This window comes from Acidithiobacillus sp. AMEEHan (assembly GCF_030996345.1).
Lineage (GTDB): Bacteria > Pseudomonadota > Gammaproteobacteria > Acidithiobacillales > Acidithiobacillaceae > Igneacidithiobacillus.
This window is the reverse complement of the sequence record NZ_CP118747.1, coordinates 1,345,670-1,359,148: the sequence shown is the minus strand read 5'-3', so window position 1 is coordinate 1,359,148 and position 13,479 is coordinate 1,345,670. Positions and strand designations below refer to the sequence as shown.

24 protein-coding genes are annotated in these 13,479 nt (G+C 59.0%); 1 reads left to right on the top strand and 23 read right to left on the bottom strand.

Features of this window, described 5'->3' with window-relative positions; translation table 11 throughout:
* Positions 1-49: 49 nt before the first annotated feature.
* Positions 50-502, bottom strand: a complete 453-nt coding sequence (ssb, locus tag ORD17_RS06945; RefSeq protein ID WP_308387587.1) for a single-stranded DNA-binding protein — start codon at positions 500-502, stop codon at positions 50-52.
* 81 nt (positions 503-583) lie between these two features.
* Here ssb and uvrA point away from each other — a divergent pair, with 81 nt between their 5' ends.
* A complete protein-coding gene (gene uvrA, locus ORD17_RS06940) occupies positions 584-3,400 on the top strand; it encodes an excinuclease ABC subunit UvrA (protein ID WP_308387586.1) in 2,817 nt (938 codons plus the stop codon).
* 41 nt (positions 3,401-3,441) lie between these two features.
* Here the strand turns inward: uvrA and rplQ are convergent, their stop codons facing one another.
* From rplQ to rplP, 22 genes are read right to left on the bottom strand one after another with little or no spacing between them, the layout of a single operon-like run.
* Positions 3,442-3,813 (bottom strand): 50S ribosomal protein L17, encoded by a 372-nt coding sequence (gene rplQ, locus ORD17_RS06935; RefSeq protein WP_308387584.1) that lies wholly within the window; start codon positions 3,811-3,813, stop codon positions 3,442-3,444.
* A gap of 32 nt (positions 3,814-3,845) precedes the next feature.
* The gene (locus ORD17_RS06930) at positions 3,846-4,856 is read right to left on the bottom strand and encodes a DNA-directed RNA polymerase subunit alpha (RefSeq protein ID WP_308387583.1); all 1,011 of its coding nucleotides are present in this window, start codon (positions 4,854-4,856) and stop codon (positions 3,846-3,848) included.
* A gap of 22 nt (positions 4,857-4,878) precedes the next feature.
* Positions 4,879-5,505: a 30S ribosomal protein S4 gene (gene rpsD, locus ORD17_RS06925; protein ID WP_308387582.1), complete on the bottom strand. Its 627-nt coding sequence runs from the start codon at positions 5,503-5,505 to the stop codon at positions 4,879-4,881.
* An 18-nt stretch (positions 5,506-5,523) separates the two neighbouring features.
* A complete protein-coding gene (rpsK, locus tag ORD17_RS06920) occupies positions 5,524-5,919 on the bottom strand; it encodes a 30S ribosomal protein S11 (protein WP_308387580.1) in 396 nt (131 codons plus the stop codon).
* Between the two features lie 18 nt (positions 5,920-5,937).
* Entirely contained in the window at positions 5,938-6,294 is a 357-nt protein-coding gene (gene rpsM / locus ORD17_RS06915; RefSeq protein WP_308387579.1) for a 30S ribosomal protein S13, read from the bottom strand.
* Positions 6,295-6,338: 44 nt separating this feature from the next.
* Positions 6,339-6,452, bottom strand: coding sequence for a 50S ribosomal protein L36 (gene rpmJ, locus ORD17_RS06910; protein ID WP_215871572.1), 114 nt, complete (start codon positions 6,450-6,452; stop codon positions 6,339-6,341).
* Positions 6,453-6,463: 11 nt separating this feature from the next.
* Positions 6,464-6,682, bottom strand: coding sequence for a translation initiation factor IF-1 (gene infA / locus ORD17_RS06905; RefSeq protein WP_215871573.1), 219 nt, complete (start codon positions 6,680-6,682; stop codon positions 6,464-6,466).
* Positions 6,683-6,686: 4 nt separating this feature from the next.
* On the bottom strand, positions 6,687-7,343 hold the full coding sequence (locus ORD17_RS06900; protein WP_308387578.1) for an adenylate kinase: 657 nt from the start codon (positions 7,341-7,343) through the stop codon (positions 6,687-6,689).
* Between the two features lie 2 nt (positions 7,344-7,345).
* Positions 7,346-8,683 carry a preprotein translocase subunit SecY gene (secY, locus tag ORD17_RS06895; protein ID WP_308387577.1) on the bottom strand — a complete coding sequence of 446 codons (1,338 nt, stop codon included), beginning with the start codon at positions 8,681-8,683 and terminating at the stop codon, positions 7,346-7,348.
* Between the two features lies 1 nt (position 8,684).
* Positions 8,685-9,122: a 50S ribosomal protein L15 gene (gene rplO / locus ORD17_RS06890; RefSeq protein WP_308387576.1), complete on the bottom strand. Its 438-nt coding sequence runs from the start codon at positions 9,120-9,122 to the stop codon at positions 8,685-8,687.
* A complete protein-coding gene (gene rpmD, locus ORD17_RS06885) occupies positions 9,119-9,304 on the bottom strand; it encodes a 50S ribosomal protein L30 (protein WP_308387575.1) in 186 nt (61 codons plus the stop codon). Before rpmD ends, rplO begins: the two co-directional genes overlap by 4 nt.
* Positions 9,297-9,830 carry a 30S ribosomal protein S5 gene (gene rpsE / locus ORD17_RS06880; protein ID WP_308387573.1) on the bottom strand — a complete coding sequence of 178 codons (534 nt, stop codon included), beginning with the start codon at positions 9,828-9,830 and terminating at the stop codon, positions 9,297-9,299. The genes rpmD and rpsE overlap by 8 nt, the downstream gene beginning before the upstream one ends.
* Positions 9,831-9,843: 13 nt before the next feature.
* Positions 9,844-10,197 carry a 50S ribosomal protein L18 gene (gene rplR, locus ORD17_RS06875; RefSeq protein WP_308387572.1) on the bottom strand — a complete coding sequence of 118 codons (354 nt, stop codon included), beginning with the start codon at positions 10,195-10,197 and terminating at the stop codon, positions 9,844-9,846.
* Positions 10,198-10,208: 11 nt separating this feature from the next.
* Positions 10,209-10,733 (bottom strand): 50S ribosomal protein L6, encoded by a 525-nt coding sequence (rplF, locus tag ORD17_RS06870; protein WP_308387570.1) that lies wholly within the window; start codon positions 10,731-10,733, stop codon positions 10,209-10,211.
* 9 nt (positions 10,734-10,742) lie between these two features.
* Positions 10,743-11,138 carry a 30S ribosomal protein S8 gene (gene rpsH, locus ORD17_RS06865; protein WP_308387568.1) on the bottom strand — a complete coding sequence of 132 codons (396 nt, stop codon included), beginning with the start codon at positions 11,136-11,138 and terminating at the stop codon, positions 10,743-10,745.
* A 7-nt stretch (positions 11,139-11,145) separates the two neighbouring features.
* Positions 11,146-11,331, bottom strand: a complete 186-nt coding sequence (locus tag ORD17_RS06860; protein WP_308387567.1) for a type Z 30S ribosomal protein S14 — start codon at positions 11,329-11,331, stop codon at positions 11,146-11,148.
* Positions 11,332-11,344: 13 nt separating this feature from the next.
* The gene (rplE, locus tag ORD17_RS06855; RefSeq protein ID WP_308387565.1) at positions 11,345-11,887 is read right to left on the bottom strand and encodes a 50S ribosomal protein L5; all 543 of its coding nucleotides are present in this window, start codon (positions 11,885-11,887) and stop codon (positions 11,345-11,347) included.
* 14 nt (positions 11,888-11,901) lie between these two features.
* On the bottom strand, positions 11,902-12,222 hold the full coding sequence (gene rplX, locus ORD17_RS06850; RefSeq protein WP_308387564.1) for a 50S ribosomal protein L24: 321 nt from the start codon (positions 12,220-12,222) through the stop codon (positions 11,902-11,904).
* A gap of 9 nt (positions 12,223-12,231) precedes the next feature.
* Positions 12,232-12,600 carry a 50S ribosomal protein L14 gene (rplN, locus tag ORD17_RS06845; protein WP_215871585.1) on the bottom strand — a complete coding sequence of 123 codons (369 nt, stop codon included), beginning with the start codon at positions 12,598-12,600 and terminating at the stop codon, positions 12,232-12,234.
* Entirely contained in the window at positions 12,597-12,872 is a 276-nt protein-coding gene (gene rpsQ / locus ORD17_RS06840) for a 30S ribosomal protein S17 (RefSeq protein ID WP_308387563.1), read from the bottom strand. The genes rplN and rpsQ overlap by 4 nt, the downstream gene beginning before the upstream one ends.
* On the bottom strand, positions 12,869-13,066 hold the full coding sequence (rpmC, locus tag ORD17_RS06835; RefSeq protein ID WP_308387562.1) for a 50S ribosomal protein L29: 198 nt from the start codon (positions 13,064-13,066) through the stop codon (positions 12,869-12,871). The genes rpsQ and rpmC overlap by 4 nt, the downstream gene beginning before the upstream one ends.
* Positions 13,063-13,479, bottom strand: a complete 417-nt coding sequence (gene rplP / locus ORD17_RS06830; RefSeq protein WP_308387561.1) for a 50S ribosomal protein L16 — start codon at positions 13,477-13,479, stop codon at positions 13,063-13,065. Before rplP ends, rpmC begins: the two co-directional genes overlap by 4 nt.

The following is a 13,479-nucleotide window of genomic DNA, read 5'->3' as shown; positions in this document are numbered from 1 at the left end:
CGCCATTTACACCACGGACTTTTTCAGCAACCTGTTAAAAAAGTGTTCGCTAAAACGGAATGTCGTCATCCTCAAACTGCTCCACCGGCGGACGCACCGAGCCTTTGGCCGGGCTTTGCGGAGCGGCATAGCCGTCCTGCTGACCATCGTCGAAATTCGCGGTGCCACCCCCGCGACCCCCCACGAGCTGCAGGCGATCACCAACGATCTCCGTGGTATACCGCTCCTGGCCTTCCTTGTCGGTCCATTTGCGCGTCTGCAGGCGTCCCTCGACGTACGCCATACTGCCTTTTTTCAGATATTCACCAGCGATCTCCGCGGTACGCCCAAACAGCACCACGCGGTGCCATTCCGTGCGCTCCTGGCGATTGCCCTCGCGATCCTTGAAGGTTTCGGACGTGGCCAGATTGAGGTTGGCAATGGCCCCGCCGCTGGGCTGATAACGCATCTCGGGGTCACGCCCCAAGTGCCCGAGTAGTATGACTTTATTCACTCCCGCCATGGTTTCTCTCCTGATGACCGGGGACGCGCGTCCCGATAGCCCGTATACTATCCCACTCTGGCAGCCAACAAAGCAAACGGCATGGACCATATCGAAATTCGCGGTGCCCGCACCCACAATCTGAAAAATATCAGCCTGCGGCTGCCACGCGACCAACTCATCGTGATTACCGGTCTCTCCGGCTCGGGCAAGTCCTCGCTGGCCTTCGACACCCTCTATGCCGAGGGGCAGCGCCGCTATGTCGAGAGCCTTTCGGCCTATGCGCGGCAGTTTCTTTCCTTGATGGGCAAGCCCGATGTCGATGCCATCGAAGGACTCTCTCCCGCGATTGCCATCGAACAGAAATCGACCTCGCACAATCCGCGTTCTACGGTCGGCACCGTCACTGAAATCCACGACTATCTGCGCCTGCTCTATGCCCGCGTGGGCACGCCCTGGTGCTGCGGAGAACCGATTCAAAGCCAGAGCATCGCCCAGATGCTCGATCAGATCCTCAGCTGGGAAGCTGGCACCCGCATCCTGGTTCTGGCTCCGGCACTGCGCGACCGCAAAGGCAGCCATGAGGAAATTTTCCAAGGGCTGCGCGCCCGCGGTCTGGTACGCGCCCGGGTCGATGGTCAGCTTTGCGAGCTGGAAGAGCTCCCGGCACTCGATCCCAAACGCAAACACCGCATCGAGGCGGTGGTCGATCGCCTGGTCCTGCGTGAGGATGTTCGGGGACGTCTGGCAGAATCGCTGGAGAGCGCGATGGCCATGGGCGACGAAGAGGCGATCGTGGTCAATCTGGATGAAGGAAAGGATCATTTTTTCTCTGCTCGCCACGCCTGCCACCAATGTGGCCGGTCCTTCCCTACCCTCGAACCCCGGCTCTTTTCCTTCAATAACCCAGCAGGCGCCTGCCCCCGTTGCGATGGACTCGGCGAAATCAACATCTTCGATCCCCAATTGATCGTCCCTAATCCGGCGCTGAGCATTGCCGACGGCGCGATTGCCCCGTGGCGTCAGCGTCAGAACGATATGCTGCCGGCACTTCACGCCCTCGCCCAGCGCCTCGACTTTTCTCTGGAAAGCGCCTGGGACGAACTGCCCGATACCGTGCACAATATTCTGTTGCACGGTTTCCCCGAACCCTTGACCATCCGTGGACGTAACGGCACAGCGGAAAGCCAGCGCTACCCCGGTATCATCCCCAGCCTGGAAAAACGACTGCGCGAGACGCAATCGCAGCTGTTGCGCGAAGAGATCCTGCGCTTCATGGGTCGCCTGCCCTGCCCCGACTGCGGTGGTAGCCGTCTACGTGCCGAAGCGCGCATGGTGCGGGTGGGCACCCTCGCCGCCGTACATGAGTTTTCCGCCCTGTCGATCGGCAGGGCCTTGCGCTCTGTCGAAGAGCTAAAGCTTTCCGGCAAAGACGCCGTCATCGCTGAGCGTATCCTCAAGGAGATCCATGACCGGCTGCAGTTTCTCATGGATGTCGGGCTGGACTATCTGACCCTCGACCGCTCCGCCGAGACCCTCTCGGGCGGCGAGGCACAGCGGATTCGTCTTGCCTCGCAGATTGGTGCCGGTTTGGTGGGCGTTATGTACGTACTCGACGAGCCCTCCATCGGCCTGCACCAACGGGACAACGACCGCTTGCTGCAGACCCTGAAACGCCTGCGCGATCTCGGCAACACCGTCATTGTCGTCGAACATGATGAGGATGCCATCCGTGCCGCCGATTATCTGGTCGATATGGGCCCCGCTGCCGGCGTGCACGGCGGCGAAGTGGTCGCCAGTGGTCATCCCGCAATTGTCGCCAGTAGTGCCGCTTCCCTGACCGGGAAATACCTGCGCGGTGAGCTCTGTATCGCCACGCCCGAACGTCGCCGTCCGCCAGACGAGGAGCGGATCTTGCGGCTCGTGGGTGCGCGTGGACACAATCTGCGCGACGTGACTCTCGAAATCCCCCTTGGGCTCTTCACCTGTATTACCGGGGTTAGTGGTTCCGGCAAATCGACGCTGATCAACGACACCCTCTTCCCCGCCTGCTCGCGCCGGCTGATGAACAGTCATCTCACCCCCGCAGCTTATGATCAGCTCCTCGGACTAGAGCATCTCGACAAGGTCATCTCCATCGACCAGAGTCCCATCGGCCGCACCCCGCGCAGCAATCCGGCGACCTATAGCGGGCTCTTCACTGCCGTGCGGGAGCTCTTTGCCGGCACCAACGAGGCACGCGCGCGCGGCTATGGACCAGGTCGTTTCAGTTTCAATGTCAAGGGTGGGCGCTGCGAGGCCTGCGAAGGCGAAGGGGTACTACGGGTGGAAATGCACTTTCTCCCCGACGTCTATGTAGAGTGCGACGTCTGTCAGGGGCGGCGTTACAAACGCGAGACCCTGGAGATTCACTACAAGGGGAAATCCATCCACGATGTGCTGCAGATGACGGTGGAGGAAGCGGCGGACTTTTTCGCCGCGGTGCCCAGCATCGCGCGCAAACTGGGAACCTTGCTCGACGTTGGCCTTGGTTATATTCAACTGGGTCAGTCCGCAACCACCCTTTCCGGCGGCGAAGCGCAACGGGTGAAGCTCGCGCGCGAGCTCTCCCGCCGGGACACCGGCCGCACCCTCTACATCCTCGACGAACCCACCACTGGCCTGCACTTTCACGATATTGCGATGCTGCTGAGCGTACTCCAGAAGCTGGTTGACGCTGGAAATACCGTGGTGGTGATCGAACACAATCTCGACGTCATCAAGAGCGCCGACTGGCTGGTAGATCTCGGGCCCGAGGGTGGTAGCGGGGGTGGCCAGATCATTGCCCAAGGAACGCCGGAGACTTTGCTGAGCGCCCAACAGTCGCATACCGGTCGCTATCTGGCACGCCATCTGGCAGTAGAAGCGAAAAAAGGCTGAGAGCCCCCGGCTCCCAGCCCCTTTTGCGCGACGCAGAAACGTCAGGAAGTGCTGGCTTGGCGATCCACCAGTTCGACAATCGCGAGCGGCGCGTTATCACCCGCTCGAAACCCGTACTTGACGATCCGCAGATAGCCACCAGGCCTTGCCTTGTAATGGGGACCGAGCTCATCAAAGAGCTTGACCACGGCCTCCCGATCACGAAGACGAGAAAATGCCAAACGCCGGCGCGCCACCGTGGGTTCCTTGGCCAAGGTGATCATCGGCTCGGCAAAGCGCCGCAATTCCTTGGCCTTGGGTAAGGTGGTAACGATACGCTCGTGCGCAAAGAGCGAGACCATCATGTTGGCGAACATCGCCCGCCGATGGCTGCTGTTACGATTCAGTTTTTTTCCACTATTGCCATGACGCATGACGTCACACTCCCCAAATTAACAGTAACGAGTCAGTCGGCCTCGACGGCACCTTTATTGCCCAGTGGCGGCAAGCCCTCGGGCGGCCAATTCTGCAGGCGCATGCCCAGGGAAAGTCCTTTCCCACCCAAGATTTCCTTGATTTCGGTGAGAGATTTCCGCCCGAGGTTCGGTGCCTTCAGGAGTTCGTTTTCCGACTTCTGCACCAGATCGCCGATATAAAAAATGTCCTCCGCCTTGAGACAGTTGAGCGAACGCACCGTCAACTCGAGGTCATCCACCGGCCGTTCCAACAAAGGCATCAAGTCTTCGACAACGGCAACCTTCCGCGTATCCTCGACGGCAGGCATTTCCCCGCCAACGAAGACGTCCAACTGCTGCCGGAGTATGCGCGCCGCTTCCTGAATGGCAGCAAGCGGCTCAATGGTCCCGTTGGTTTCGACATCAAGCACGAGGCGGTCAAGGTCGGTGCGCTGTTCCACCCGAGCACTCTCTACCTGAAAACTGACGCGACGCACCGGACTGAAACTCGCATCGAGAGCCAGCACACCGATCCGCTTTTCGTGGTCACGCAGGCGCGTAGCCGCCGCCTGGTAACCGCGCCCAAAGTCGAGGCGCAAATGCATGACCATTTCGACATCCCGGGTAATGGTCGCGATGACGTGGCCGGGATTCGCCACCTCGACGCCATGCTCGGCAACGATGTCGGCGCCAGTGACTGGCCCCGGGCCCCGTTTGCGCACGGTGATGGTCTGCGACTCCTGGCGGTGACTACGGATCGCCAGCTGTTTCAGATTCAGGAGAATGTCTACGACATCCTCCTGCACTCCTTCGAGACTGGAGTATTCGTGCAGGACGCCCTCAATTTCGACCTCGGTAACTGCAACTCCCTTCAGCGAGGAAAGGAGAATCCGCCGCAGTGAATTACCGAGAGTGTGTCCAAAACCACGTTCTAGAGGACCCAAACTGACGCGGGCGGAATGCGCACCGGTCGTTTCGATTTCGTAATTCTGCGGACACAACAGCTCGCCAACTTCAGCCATAAATAATCCTCGTTGCTCCGTATTACTTGGAGTAGAGTTCTACCACCATCTGCTCGTTCAAATCCTGCGGCATTTCGTCGCGCACGGGGACGGCCTTGATGGTGGCACTGAGTGCCTTGCTATCGACGCTGAGCCACTCAGGGTAGCCGCGACCTTCTGCTGCCTCAACAGCGCTTAGAATGCGCGCGTGCTCCTTGGCTGTAGCCGCCACCGCGACCACATCGCCGGCCCGGACCTGATAGGAAGGGATATCTACCCGCTTGCCATTGACAGTGAGGTGTCCATGGCGAACCACTTGCCGCGCCTCGGCACGCGACGCGCCGAAACCAATGCGGTAGGCCACGTTATCCAGGCGGAGCTCCAAAAAACGGAGAAGTAGCTCACCGGTGACGCCCTTCTTTTGCGAAGCGACGGCAAAATACCGGCGGAATTGCCCCTCGAGAACGCCGTATACGCGCCGGACCTTCTGTTTTTCGCGCAACTGCGTACCATATTCACTGACGCGCCCTCGACGTTGCCCGTGTTGACCCGGCGCATAGGCCCGGACCACAACTGGACACTTGTCAGAGAAACACTTTTCACCCTTGAGAAAGAGCTTGCCACCTTCGCGCCGGCATTGACGGCAACTGGGGCCGGTATATTTAGCCACTACCTACCTCCAAAAAAATCAAACACGCCGCTTTTTGGGCGGACGGCAGCCATTGTGCGGAATTGGCGTCACGTCGCGGATGCTGGTGATGCGAAAACCGACGGAATGCAGGGCACGTACCGTGCTCTCTCGCCCAGGTCCGGGACCACTCACCTCGACATCGAGGTTCTTCAGGCCGTATTCCTGCGCCCGGCGACCGGCATTTTCCGCCGCGACCTGGGCCGCAAACGGCGTGCTCTTACGCGAACCGCGGAAGCCGGAACCACCAGCGCTTGCCCATGCCAACGCATTGCCCTGCCGATCACTGATGGTGATGATGGTGTTATTGAAGGAGGCGTAAATGTGCGCCACGCCATCAACGACGTTCTTCTTGACTTTCTTGCGCACGCGCACATCGGTTTGTGTCTTTGCCATGGTATCGATCCTTCAGCTTCAGCGGGCGATAGGCTTCGCCGGACCCTTGCGAGTACGAGCGTTGGTTTTGGTCCGTTGGCCGTGAACGGGAAGGCCGCGACGATGACGGATGCCGCGATAGCAGCCAAGGTCCATGAGCCGCTTGATACTCATGGTCACTTCGCGGCGCAGGTCACCTTCGACGAGATATTTCGCAACCTCCGCGCGAATGCGCTCCAACTCGCCTTCGCTAATATCCTTCACGCGAACTCCGGTATCGACCTCTGCCGCCGCCAGAATGTCACGGGAGCGGGTGGCTCCAATGCCGTAGATGTACGTCAAAGCGACACCAATCTGCTTGTTATTCGGAATATTGACACCAGCAATGCGGGCCATTCCCTACTCCTTCCCATTCATCATAGTCAACCCCATCACTACGCTTATCCCTGCCGCTGTTTGTGCCGCGGCTCGACGCAAATCACGCGGACCACACCATTTCGCCGGATGATCTTGCAGTTACGGCAGAGCCTTTTCACCGATGCCCGAACTTTCATGGAACGCCTCCTTACTTGGCGCGATAGGTGATGCGCCCCTTGCTCAGGTCGTAAGGCGTCATCTCCACAGTGACCTTATCTCCAGGCAGAATCCGTATGTAGTGCATACGCATCTTTCCAGAAATATGTGCATTGACCACAAAACCATTCTCCAACCGCACCTTGAAGGTTGCACTTGGCAGGTTTTCTATGACTTCTCCCTGCATTTCGAGAGTGTCTTCCTTGGCCATCCCTTTACCTCAACAAAACCCGTATACGTTCGGTCACCGCTGCACTGCTGCCGGTGCCATCCACCTCAGCATACCCGGCCCGACCGCGGTAGAAAGCAACCAGGGGCGCCGTCTCGGCTGCGTACACCGCAAGCCGATGCCGAATTACCGCAGGCTGGTCATCGTCCCGCTGAAAGAGTTCTCCACCACAACGGTCGCAGCGTCCCTGGACCTTGGGTGGCTGGAAGCGCACATGGTAGATGGCACCACAGTCTCTACATACACGCCGCCCGGACAGCCGCTCAACAATTTCCTCATCATCAAGCACGATGTGCAGGATATGTGCGATCGCGACATCACCACTGCGCGCGAGCAAGCGGTCGAGCCCTTCTGCCTGCACCACCGTGCGCGGGAAACCGTCAAATACGACTCCCTTCTGAGCATCGCTTTCCTGCAGCCGCTCCGACACGATGCCCAAGATGATCTCGTCAGAGACCAAAGCACCGGACTCCATCACCGCCTTGGCCCGCTTGCCCATTTCGCTGCCGGCAGCAACAGAGGCGCGGAGCATATCACCAGTCGAAACATGAGGCAAGCCCAACTCCATAGACAGCACCTTGGCTTGCGTACCCTTGCCCACTCCAGGCGCACCCAGGAGGATGATGTGTCCACCAGACGTCATAATTATCGCTTACCCTGTTGGCCGCTTTTCCGCAGCAAGCCTTCGTAACGATGGGTGAGCAAATGACTTTGAATCTGCGCCATGAGATCCATCATAACGACCACCACGATGAGCAGGCTGGTGCCACCAAAGTAAAACGGCACGTTGTATTCCGTGATGAGAAATTCTGGCAACAGACAGACCACGGTGAGATAGATAGCTCCCCACAGGGTGAGCCGGCTCAAAACCCGATCCATATACTTGGATGTTTGCTCTCCCGGCCGCAGTCCGGGAACGAACGCGCCGGACTTTTTCAGGTTATCTGCAGTTTCGCGCGGGTTGAACACCATCGCCGTGTAAAAAAAGGCGAAGAATACGATGGCAATGGTGAATACCACGACGTACAGTGTGGTCCCAGGACTCAATGCCTGCCCAACCCGAGCCAACCACTCCATGCCAGGCACGTTGGCAAACCAGCCGGCGAGGGTGGCAGGCAAGAGCAGAATGCTGGTAGCGAAGATCGGCGGAATCACACCGGACATATTGACCTTGAGGGGCATGTGGGTACTCTGCCCGCCGTAGATCTTGCGCCCGACCTGCCGTTTGGCATACTGGATAGGGATGCGACGTTGTGCGCTTTCCATGAACACTACAAAGGCGAGGACCACCAGGGCCAAGACAAAAATGGCCAGGGCAAAGAGCGGCTGAAACTGTCCAGTGCGTACCAGCTCCAACATGGTGGCGAGGGCCTGCGGCAGACCAGCTACGATGCCCGCAAAAATGATGAGAGAGATACCATTGCCGATACCGCGTTCCGTAATCTGCTCGCCCAGCCACATGAGGAAAACGGTGCCCGCCGAGAGCGTGATCGTTGTGGTAAAAAGAAACAGTGGACCGGGATCGATGACCACCGGTACCGAGCCGCCATGCATCTTCTCGATGGCGACGGCAATGCCCAGTCCTTGCAGGAGGGATAATACGACTGTGGCGTAGCGAGTGTATTCGGTAATTTTCCGCCGCCCCGCTTCACCCTCCTTTTTCAGCTCCTCCAGCTGGGGAATGACTGAACCCCCCAACTGAAAAATAATCGAGGCACTAATGTACGGCATGATCCCCAAGGCAAAAACCGTGAGTCGCGATAGCGCACCCCCGGAGAACATGTTGAACATGCCGAGAATGGTTCCCTGTTCCTGGTGAAAGAAGGAAGCCATTGCCGCAGGATCGATGCCAGGAACGGGAATATGTGCGCCGATGCGGAAGACCAACAACGCCCCCAGCAAGAACAAGATTCGCCGCCGTAACTCCGCGATGTTGCCCGCACCCTGCGCGGCATTGCCAAGTGCACCGAGGGCGTTGGCCATCTTATTCCTCTACCTGACCGCCAGCGGCCTCAATGGCCTGCCGCGCACCTGCGCTGACACGCAGGCCCTTGACGATGATCGCCGCTTCCAGCTTCCCCGTCCGGATGACCTTGATCTGATCGACATCACCGCGGACGAAACGGCGCAGCCGCAGGGCTTCGGCATCCACCACGCCGCTGATCGCGGCGCTAGCAAGCATGTCCAAAGTCACCTCGGCCACCACCGGAGCACCAGCATTCCGAAAACCCCGTTTCGGGATGCGCCGCTGCAGCGGCATCTGTCCACCCTCAAAACCGACCTTGTGGTAGCCTCCGGACCGAGCGTGCTGTCCCTTGTGTCCCCGGCCCGCGGTCTTGCCGAAGCCGCTACCAATGCCACGACCGACCCGCACACGCTCCTTCTTGGCGCCTGGCGCAGGTGCAATGGTATTCAATTTCATGACTGTTCTTCCCAACGTAAAAGATACGGGATTTTCTGAATCATACCGCGAACCTCAGGAGTATCGCGGAGTTCCACGGTGTGGCCGGTGCGCCGTAAGCCCAAGCCACGAACCGTGGCGCGATGCTTTTCGGTGATTCCGATCAGACTGCGGACCAAGGTAATGCGCAGGGTCTTACTCATCCTCAGACCCCCCATGGCCGCGAATCTCCCGCAAGGTTTTGCCACGCTTCATGGCGATGGCCTGAGGACTCGCCAGTTTGGAAAAGGCATCGAAAGTTGCGCGCACAACGTTGATGGGGTTATTGGATCCCAACGACTTGGCCACCACATTGCGTAAACCGACGGCCTCGCACACTGCGCGCATGGCACCCCCGGCGATCACCCCACTTCCCTCGGAGGCCGGCCGCAGGATGACACGGGCAGCGCCATGACGTCCTTCCACGGGGAAGGGAATGGTGCCCCGCATCAGCGGCACGTGGGTAAGGTAACGGCGGGCTTGATCAGTCGCCTTTTGAATACCGGCGGGCACTTCCTTGGCCTTGCCCCGTCCAAAACCAACCTTGCCATCTCCGTCACCGACTACCATCAAGGCGGCAAAGCCAAACTGGCGCCCGCCCTTCACCACTTTTGATACGCGGTTGATATGGATAAGCTTTTCCAACATTCCGTCACTCGGCTGCTGGCTTTCACGGTTCTCTCTTGCCATTGTCAATACTCCGTCAGAAGGACAGGCCGCTTTCGCGTGCTGCCTCGGCGAGCGCCTTTACCCGGCCATGGTAGCGATAACCGCTGCGGTCGAAAGCCACCTCGGTAATACCCAAGTCTTTGGCCTTTTCTGCCACGCGCTTGCCGATGAGGGCCGCGCTATCGGTACTGCCGCCATTCTTGATGGTAGCGCGCATCTCTTTCTCCAACGAAGACGCTTGGGTAAGGACCTTGCCCAGGGCATCGTCGATGATTTGCGCGTAGATATGCTTGCCAGAACGATAGACCGACAAGCGCAGTTTGCCCTGATCGGCGATACGCGCACGGGTCTTTCTGGCCCGACGCAACCGGCTGATATTCTTGTCCATTGCTGATCCCCTCACTTCTTCTTGGCTTCTTTGCGCCGGACCTGCTCACCGGCGTAGCGGACGCCCTTGCCCTTGTAAGGCTCCGGCGGCCGATACGCGCGGATGTCCGCAGCAACCTGGCCGACCATCTGCTTATCGACGCCGCGAATGACGATCTCAGTCTGCGTCGGCGTCTCGATGGTGATCGACGCTGGGACCGGATACTCGACCGGATGGGAAAATCCGAGACTCAGACCCAGAGTGCTACCTTTGGCCTGCGCTCGATAGCCGACGCCAATGATTTCCAGCTTGCGCTCAAAACCCTGCGACACGCCGTGGACCATATTGGCCAACAACGCACGGGTGGTACCCGCGTGATGCACAACGCCCTCGTGCCAATTGACACTCGCACTGTCGCCGTCGACGTGAATCTCGATACCGCTTTGCAAAGCCATGGAGAGCTGCCCTTTGGGCCCCTTCACCACGACTTGGCCGGCGTCGATCCGCACCTCGACGCCCTTGGGCAAACTGACTGGTTGTTTTGCTATGCGTGACATGCTTCCCCCTTACGCGACGACGCAGAGCACTTCGCCGCCGATGCCTTCGGCACGCGCGGCGCGGTCGGTCATAATGCCGCGCGACGTGGAGACAATGGCGATACCATAGCCATCGCGCACCCGTGGCAGCTCTTGCGCACCGCGGTAGATACGCACACCGGGGCGGCTGATCCGCCGAATCTCAGAGATCACCCCTTCCCCTGCATAATACTTCAACGTAATCCGTAGGCTGGGATGCCCGGCGAGGATATCGTCAGCAACTTCCGCGATATAACCTTCATCCAGCAATACCCGCGCGATGGCTCGTTTCAGCTTGGACGCTGGGACCTGGACCGAATTCTTGCCTACTGCCTGCGCATTACGAATGCGCGTCAGCATATCTGCGATAGGATCTGTAATGCTCATCTTTCCCTCACCAACTGCTCTTCACGACGCCGGGGATGTTGCCGGCCGAAGCATGCTTGCGCAGGCAAAGACGGCAGAGTCCAAACTTGCGATAGTAACCATGGGCACGCCCGCAAAGCTGGCAGCGGTGGTAGGCACGCACGCGAAACTTCGGCGCCCGCGCTGCCTTGGCGATCATCGATTTCTTTGCCATAACTTTGCTCTCCTCAGGCGCGGAACGGCATTTTGAAAGCCTTGAGCAAGCCCAGGGCCTCCGCATCGTTCTTGGCAGTGGTAGTAAAGGTGACATCCATTCCGCGCAGTCGATCGATTTTGTCGTACTCGATCTCCGGGAAAATGATCTGCTCCTTTACCCCCATCGAATAGTTGCCGCGCCCGTCGAAGGATTTTGGAGACAGTCCCCGAAAATCACGGATCCGCGGGATGGCAATACTCACCAAGCGATCCAAAAACTCATACATGCGCTCACCGCGCAAGGTTACCATGCAGCCAATCGGGTACCCATCGCGAATCTTGAAGGCAGCAACAGACTTTCGCGCCTTGGTGATGATTGGCTTTTGGCCCGCGATCTTGGTCATATCCCCCACTGCGGCCTCAAGCACCTTCTTGTCGCCCACCGCCTCTCCGACCCCCATGTTGATGGTGATCTTCTGCAGGCGCGGGACCTCCATTACGCTCTTGAAACCAAACTCCTGAATCAGCCGCGGAACGATCTGATCCCTATATACTTTTTGCAATCGTGCTTCCATCTCTACCTGCCCCCTCAATGCGTCGCCAGCTGTTCGCCGTTGCTTTTGAACACGCGAACCTTGCTGCCATCGGCGAGGAACTTGAAACCAACGCGGTCGGCCTTACCCGTAGCCGGGTTGTAAATCGCGAGCTTGCACAACTGGACCGGGGCTTCCTTTTCCACGATACCGCCACCGTTACCCATGCGATCCGGGCGTTGATGCCGCTTGATCATATTCACTTTTTCCACGATGGCGCGGCCTTCCTCCGGCAACACGTGCAACACCTTGCCACGTTTGCCCTTGTCCTTACCGCTGAGCACCACGACTTCATCGTCCTTACGAATCTTGCTCATGCTCAACTCCTACAACACTTCGGGCGCGAGCGAAATGATCTTCATGAAATTGGCGCCACGTAGCTCGCGGGTAACCGGGCCAAAAATACGGGTGCCGATCGGCTGCAACTGGTTGTTGAGCAGTACCGCGGCGTTATTGTCGAAGCGGATGACCGAACCGTCTTCGCGACGCACGCCCTTGCGGGTACGGACGATCAGGGCGTTGTACACGTCACCTTTCTTGACCTTGCCCCGCGGAGCTGCATCCTTGATGCTGACCTTGATCACGTCACCGATGTCGGCATAACGCCGGTGAGAACCGCCGAGTACCTTGATGCACATGACCTCGCGGGCGCCACTATTGTCTGCCACGGCGAGCCGGCTTTGCATTTGGATCATGACGCGACTCCTTCAGCGATGGCGTGGCCGACGACCGATACCAGGCGCCAAGTCTTGGTCTTGGAGATGGGACGACACTCTTCGATGCGCACGGTATCACCGATCTGGCAACTGTTCTCCTGATCGTGGGCGTGAAACTTCTTCGAGCGCCGGATGTACTTCTTATACAACGGGTGCTGGATACGACGCTCGACGAGCACCACAATGGTCTTGTCCATACGGTTGCTGACCACGGTGCCCACCAGACTCCGGGGATTGTGTTCTGTGCTCATTGGCTCACCTTCGCCTTCTTCGTGATCTCGGTACGCACCCGTGCGATATCGCGGCGCACGCCCCGCAGGCGGGCGCTGTTCGCCAGTTGCCCGGTGCCGTGCTGCATCCGCAGTTTGAACTGCTCTTCGAGAAGCGCAAGCAACTGGGTCTGACATTCAGACACCGATAGCTGGCTCAAGTCTTGTCCTTTCATCCCATCACCCGCCGTTCTACGACAATGGTCTGTACCGGCAGTTTGGCAGCGCCGAGCCGCAGGGCCTCACGTGCCACATCTTCCGTTACGCCTTCCATTTCATACAAAACCTTACCCGGCTGAACCAAGGCAACCCAATATTCCGGATTTCCCTTGCCCTTACCCATACGCACTTCCGCCGGCTTTTTGCTGATCGGCTTGTCGGGGAAGATCCGCACCCAGATCCGCCCGCCACGGCGCACGTGCCGGTTGATGGCGCGGCGCGCCGCCTCGATCTGCCGCGCCGTGACCCGCCCGCGGGTAACGGCCTTGAGTCCGTAATCGCCGAAGCTGACTTTATTGCCACGCGTCGCCAGTCCGCGATTGCGACCCTTATGCTGCTTGCGAAACTTGGTCCGTTTTGGTTGCAACAT

Excerpts from the sequence above, each read along its gene's own strand:
- ssb (WP_308387587.1), bottom strand. The coding sequence starts at position 502 with ATGGCGGGAGTGAATAAAGTCATACTACTCGGGCACTTGGGGCGTGAC.
- uvrA (WP_308387586.1), top strand. The coding sequence starts at position 584 with ATGGACCATATCGAAATTCGCGGTGCCCGCACCCACAATCTGAAAAAT.
- rplQ (WP_308387584.1), bottom strand. The coding sequence starts at position 3,813 with ATGCGTCATGGCAATAGTGGAAAAAAACTGAATCGTAACAGCAGCCAT.
- ORD17_RS06930 (WP_308387583.1), bottom strand. The coding sequence starts at position 4,856 with ATGGCTGAAGTTGGCGAGCTGTTGTGTCCGCAGAATTACGAAATCGAA.
- rpsK (WP_308387580.1), bottom strand. The coding sequence starts at position 5,919 with ATGGCAAAGACACAAACCGATGTGCGCGTGCGCAAGAAAGTCAAGAAG.
- rpsM (WP_308387579.1), bottom strand. The coding sequence starts at position 6,294 with ATGGCCCGCATTGCTGGTGTCAATATTCCGAATAACAAGCAGATTGGT.
- rpmJ (WP_215871572.1), bottom strand. The coding sequence starts at position 6,452 with ATGAAAGTTCGGGCATCGGTGAAAAGGCTCTGCCGTAACTGCAAGATC.
- infA (WP_215871573.1), bottom strand. The coding sequence starts at position 6,682 with ATGGCCAAGGAAGACACTCTCGAAATGCAGGGAGAAGTCATAGAAAAC.
- ORD17_RS06900 (WP_308387578.1), bottom strand. The coding sequence starts at position 7,343 with ATGACGTCTGGTGGACACATCATCCTCCTGGGTGCGCCTGGAGTGGGC.
- secY (WP_308387577.1), bottom strand. The coding sequence starts at position 8,683 with ATGGCCAACGCCCTCGGTGCACTTGGCAATGCCGCGCAGGGTGCGGGC.
- rplO (WP_308387576.1), bottom strand. The coding sequence starts at position 9,122 with ATGAAATTGAATACCATTGCACCTGCGCCAGGCGCCAAGAAGGAGCGT.
- rpmD (WP_308387575.1), bottom strand. The coding sequence starts at position 9,304 with ATGAGTAAGACCCTGCGCATTACCTTGGTCCGCAGTCTGATCGGAATC.
- rpsE (WP_308387573.1), bottom strand. The coding sequence starts at position 9,830 with ATGGCAAGAGAGAACCGTGAAAGCCAGCAGCCGAGTGACGGAATGTTG.
- rplR (WP_308387572.1), bottom strand. The coding sequence starts at position 10,197 with ATGGACAAGAATATCAGCCGGTTGCGTCGGGCCAGAAAGACCCGTGCG.
- rplF (WP_308387570.1), bottom strand. The coding sequence starts at position 10,733 with ATGTCACGCATAGCAAAACAACCAGTCAGTTTGCCCAAGGGCGTCGAG.
- rpsH (WP_308387568.1), bottom strand. The coding sequence starts at position 11,138 with ATGAGCATTACAGATCCTATCGCAGATATGCTGACGCGCATTCGTAAT.
- ORD17_RS06860 (WP_308387567.1), bottom strand. The coding sequence starts at position 11,331 with ATGGCAAAGAAATCGATGATCGCCAAGGCAGCGCGGGCGCCGAAGTTT.
- rplE (WP_308387565.1), bottom strand. The coding sequence starts at position 11,887 with ATGGAAGCACGATTGCAAAAAGTATATAGGGATCAGATCGTTCCGCGG.
- rplX (WP_308387564.1), bottom strand. The coding sequence starts at position 12,222 with ATGAGCAAGATTCGTAAGGACGATGAAGTCGTGGTGCTCAGCGGTAAG.
- rplN (WP_215871585.1), bottom strand. The coding sequence starts at position 12,600 with ATGATCCAAATGCAAAGCCGGCTCGCCGTGGCAGACAATAGTGGCGCC.
- rpsQ (WP_308387563.1), bottom strand. The coding sequence starts at position 12,872 with ATGAGCACAGAACACAATCCCCGGAGTCTGGTGGGCACCGTGGTCAGC.
- rpmC (WP_308387562.1), bottom strand. The coding sequence starts at position 13,066 with ATGAAAGGACAAGACTTGAGCCAGCTATCGGTGTCTGAATGTCAGACC.
- rplP (WP_308387561.1), bottom strand. The coding sequence starts at position 13,479 with ATGTTGCAACCAAAACGGACCAAGTTTCGCAAGCAGCATAAGGGTCGC.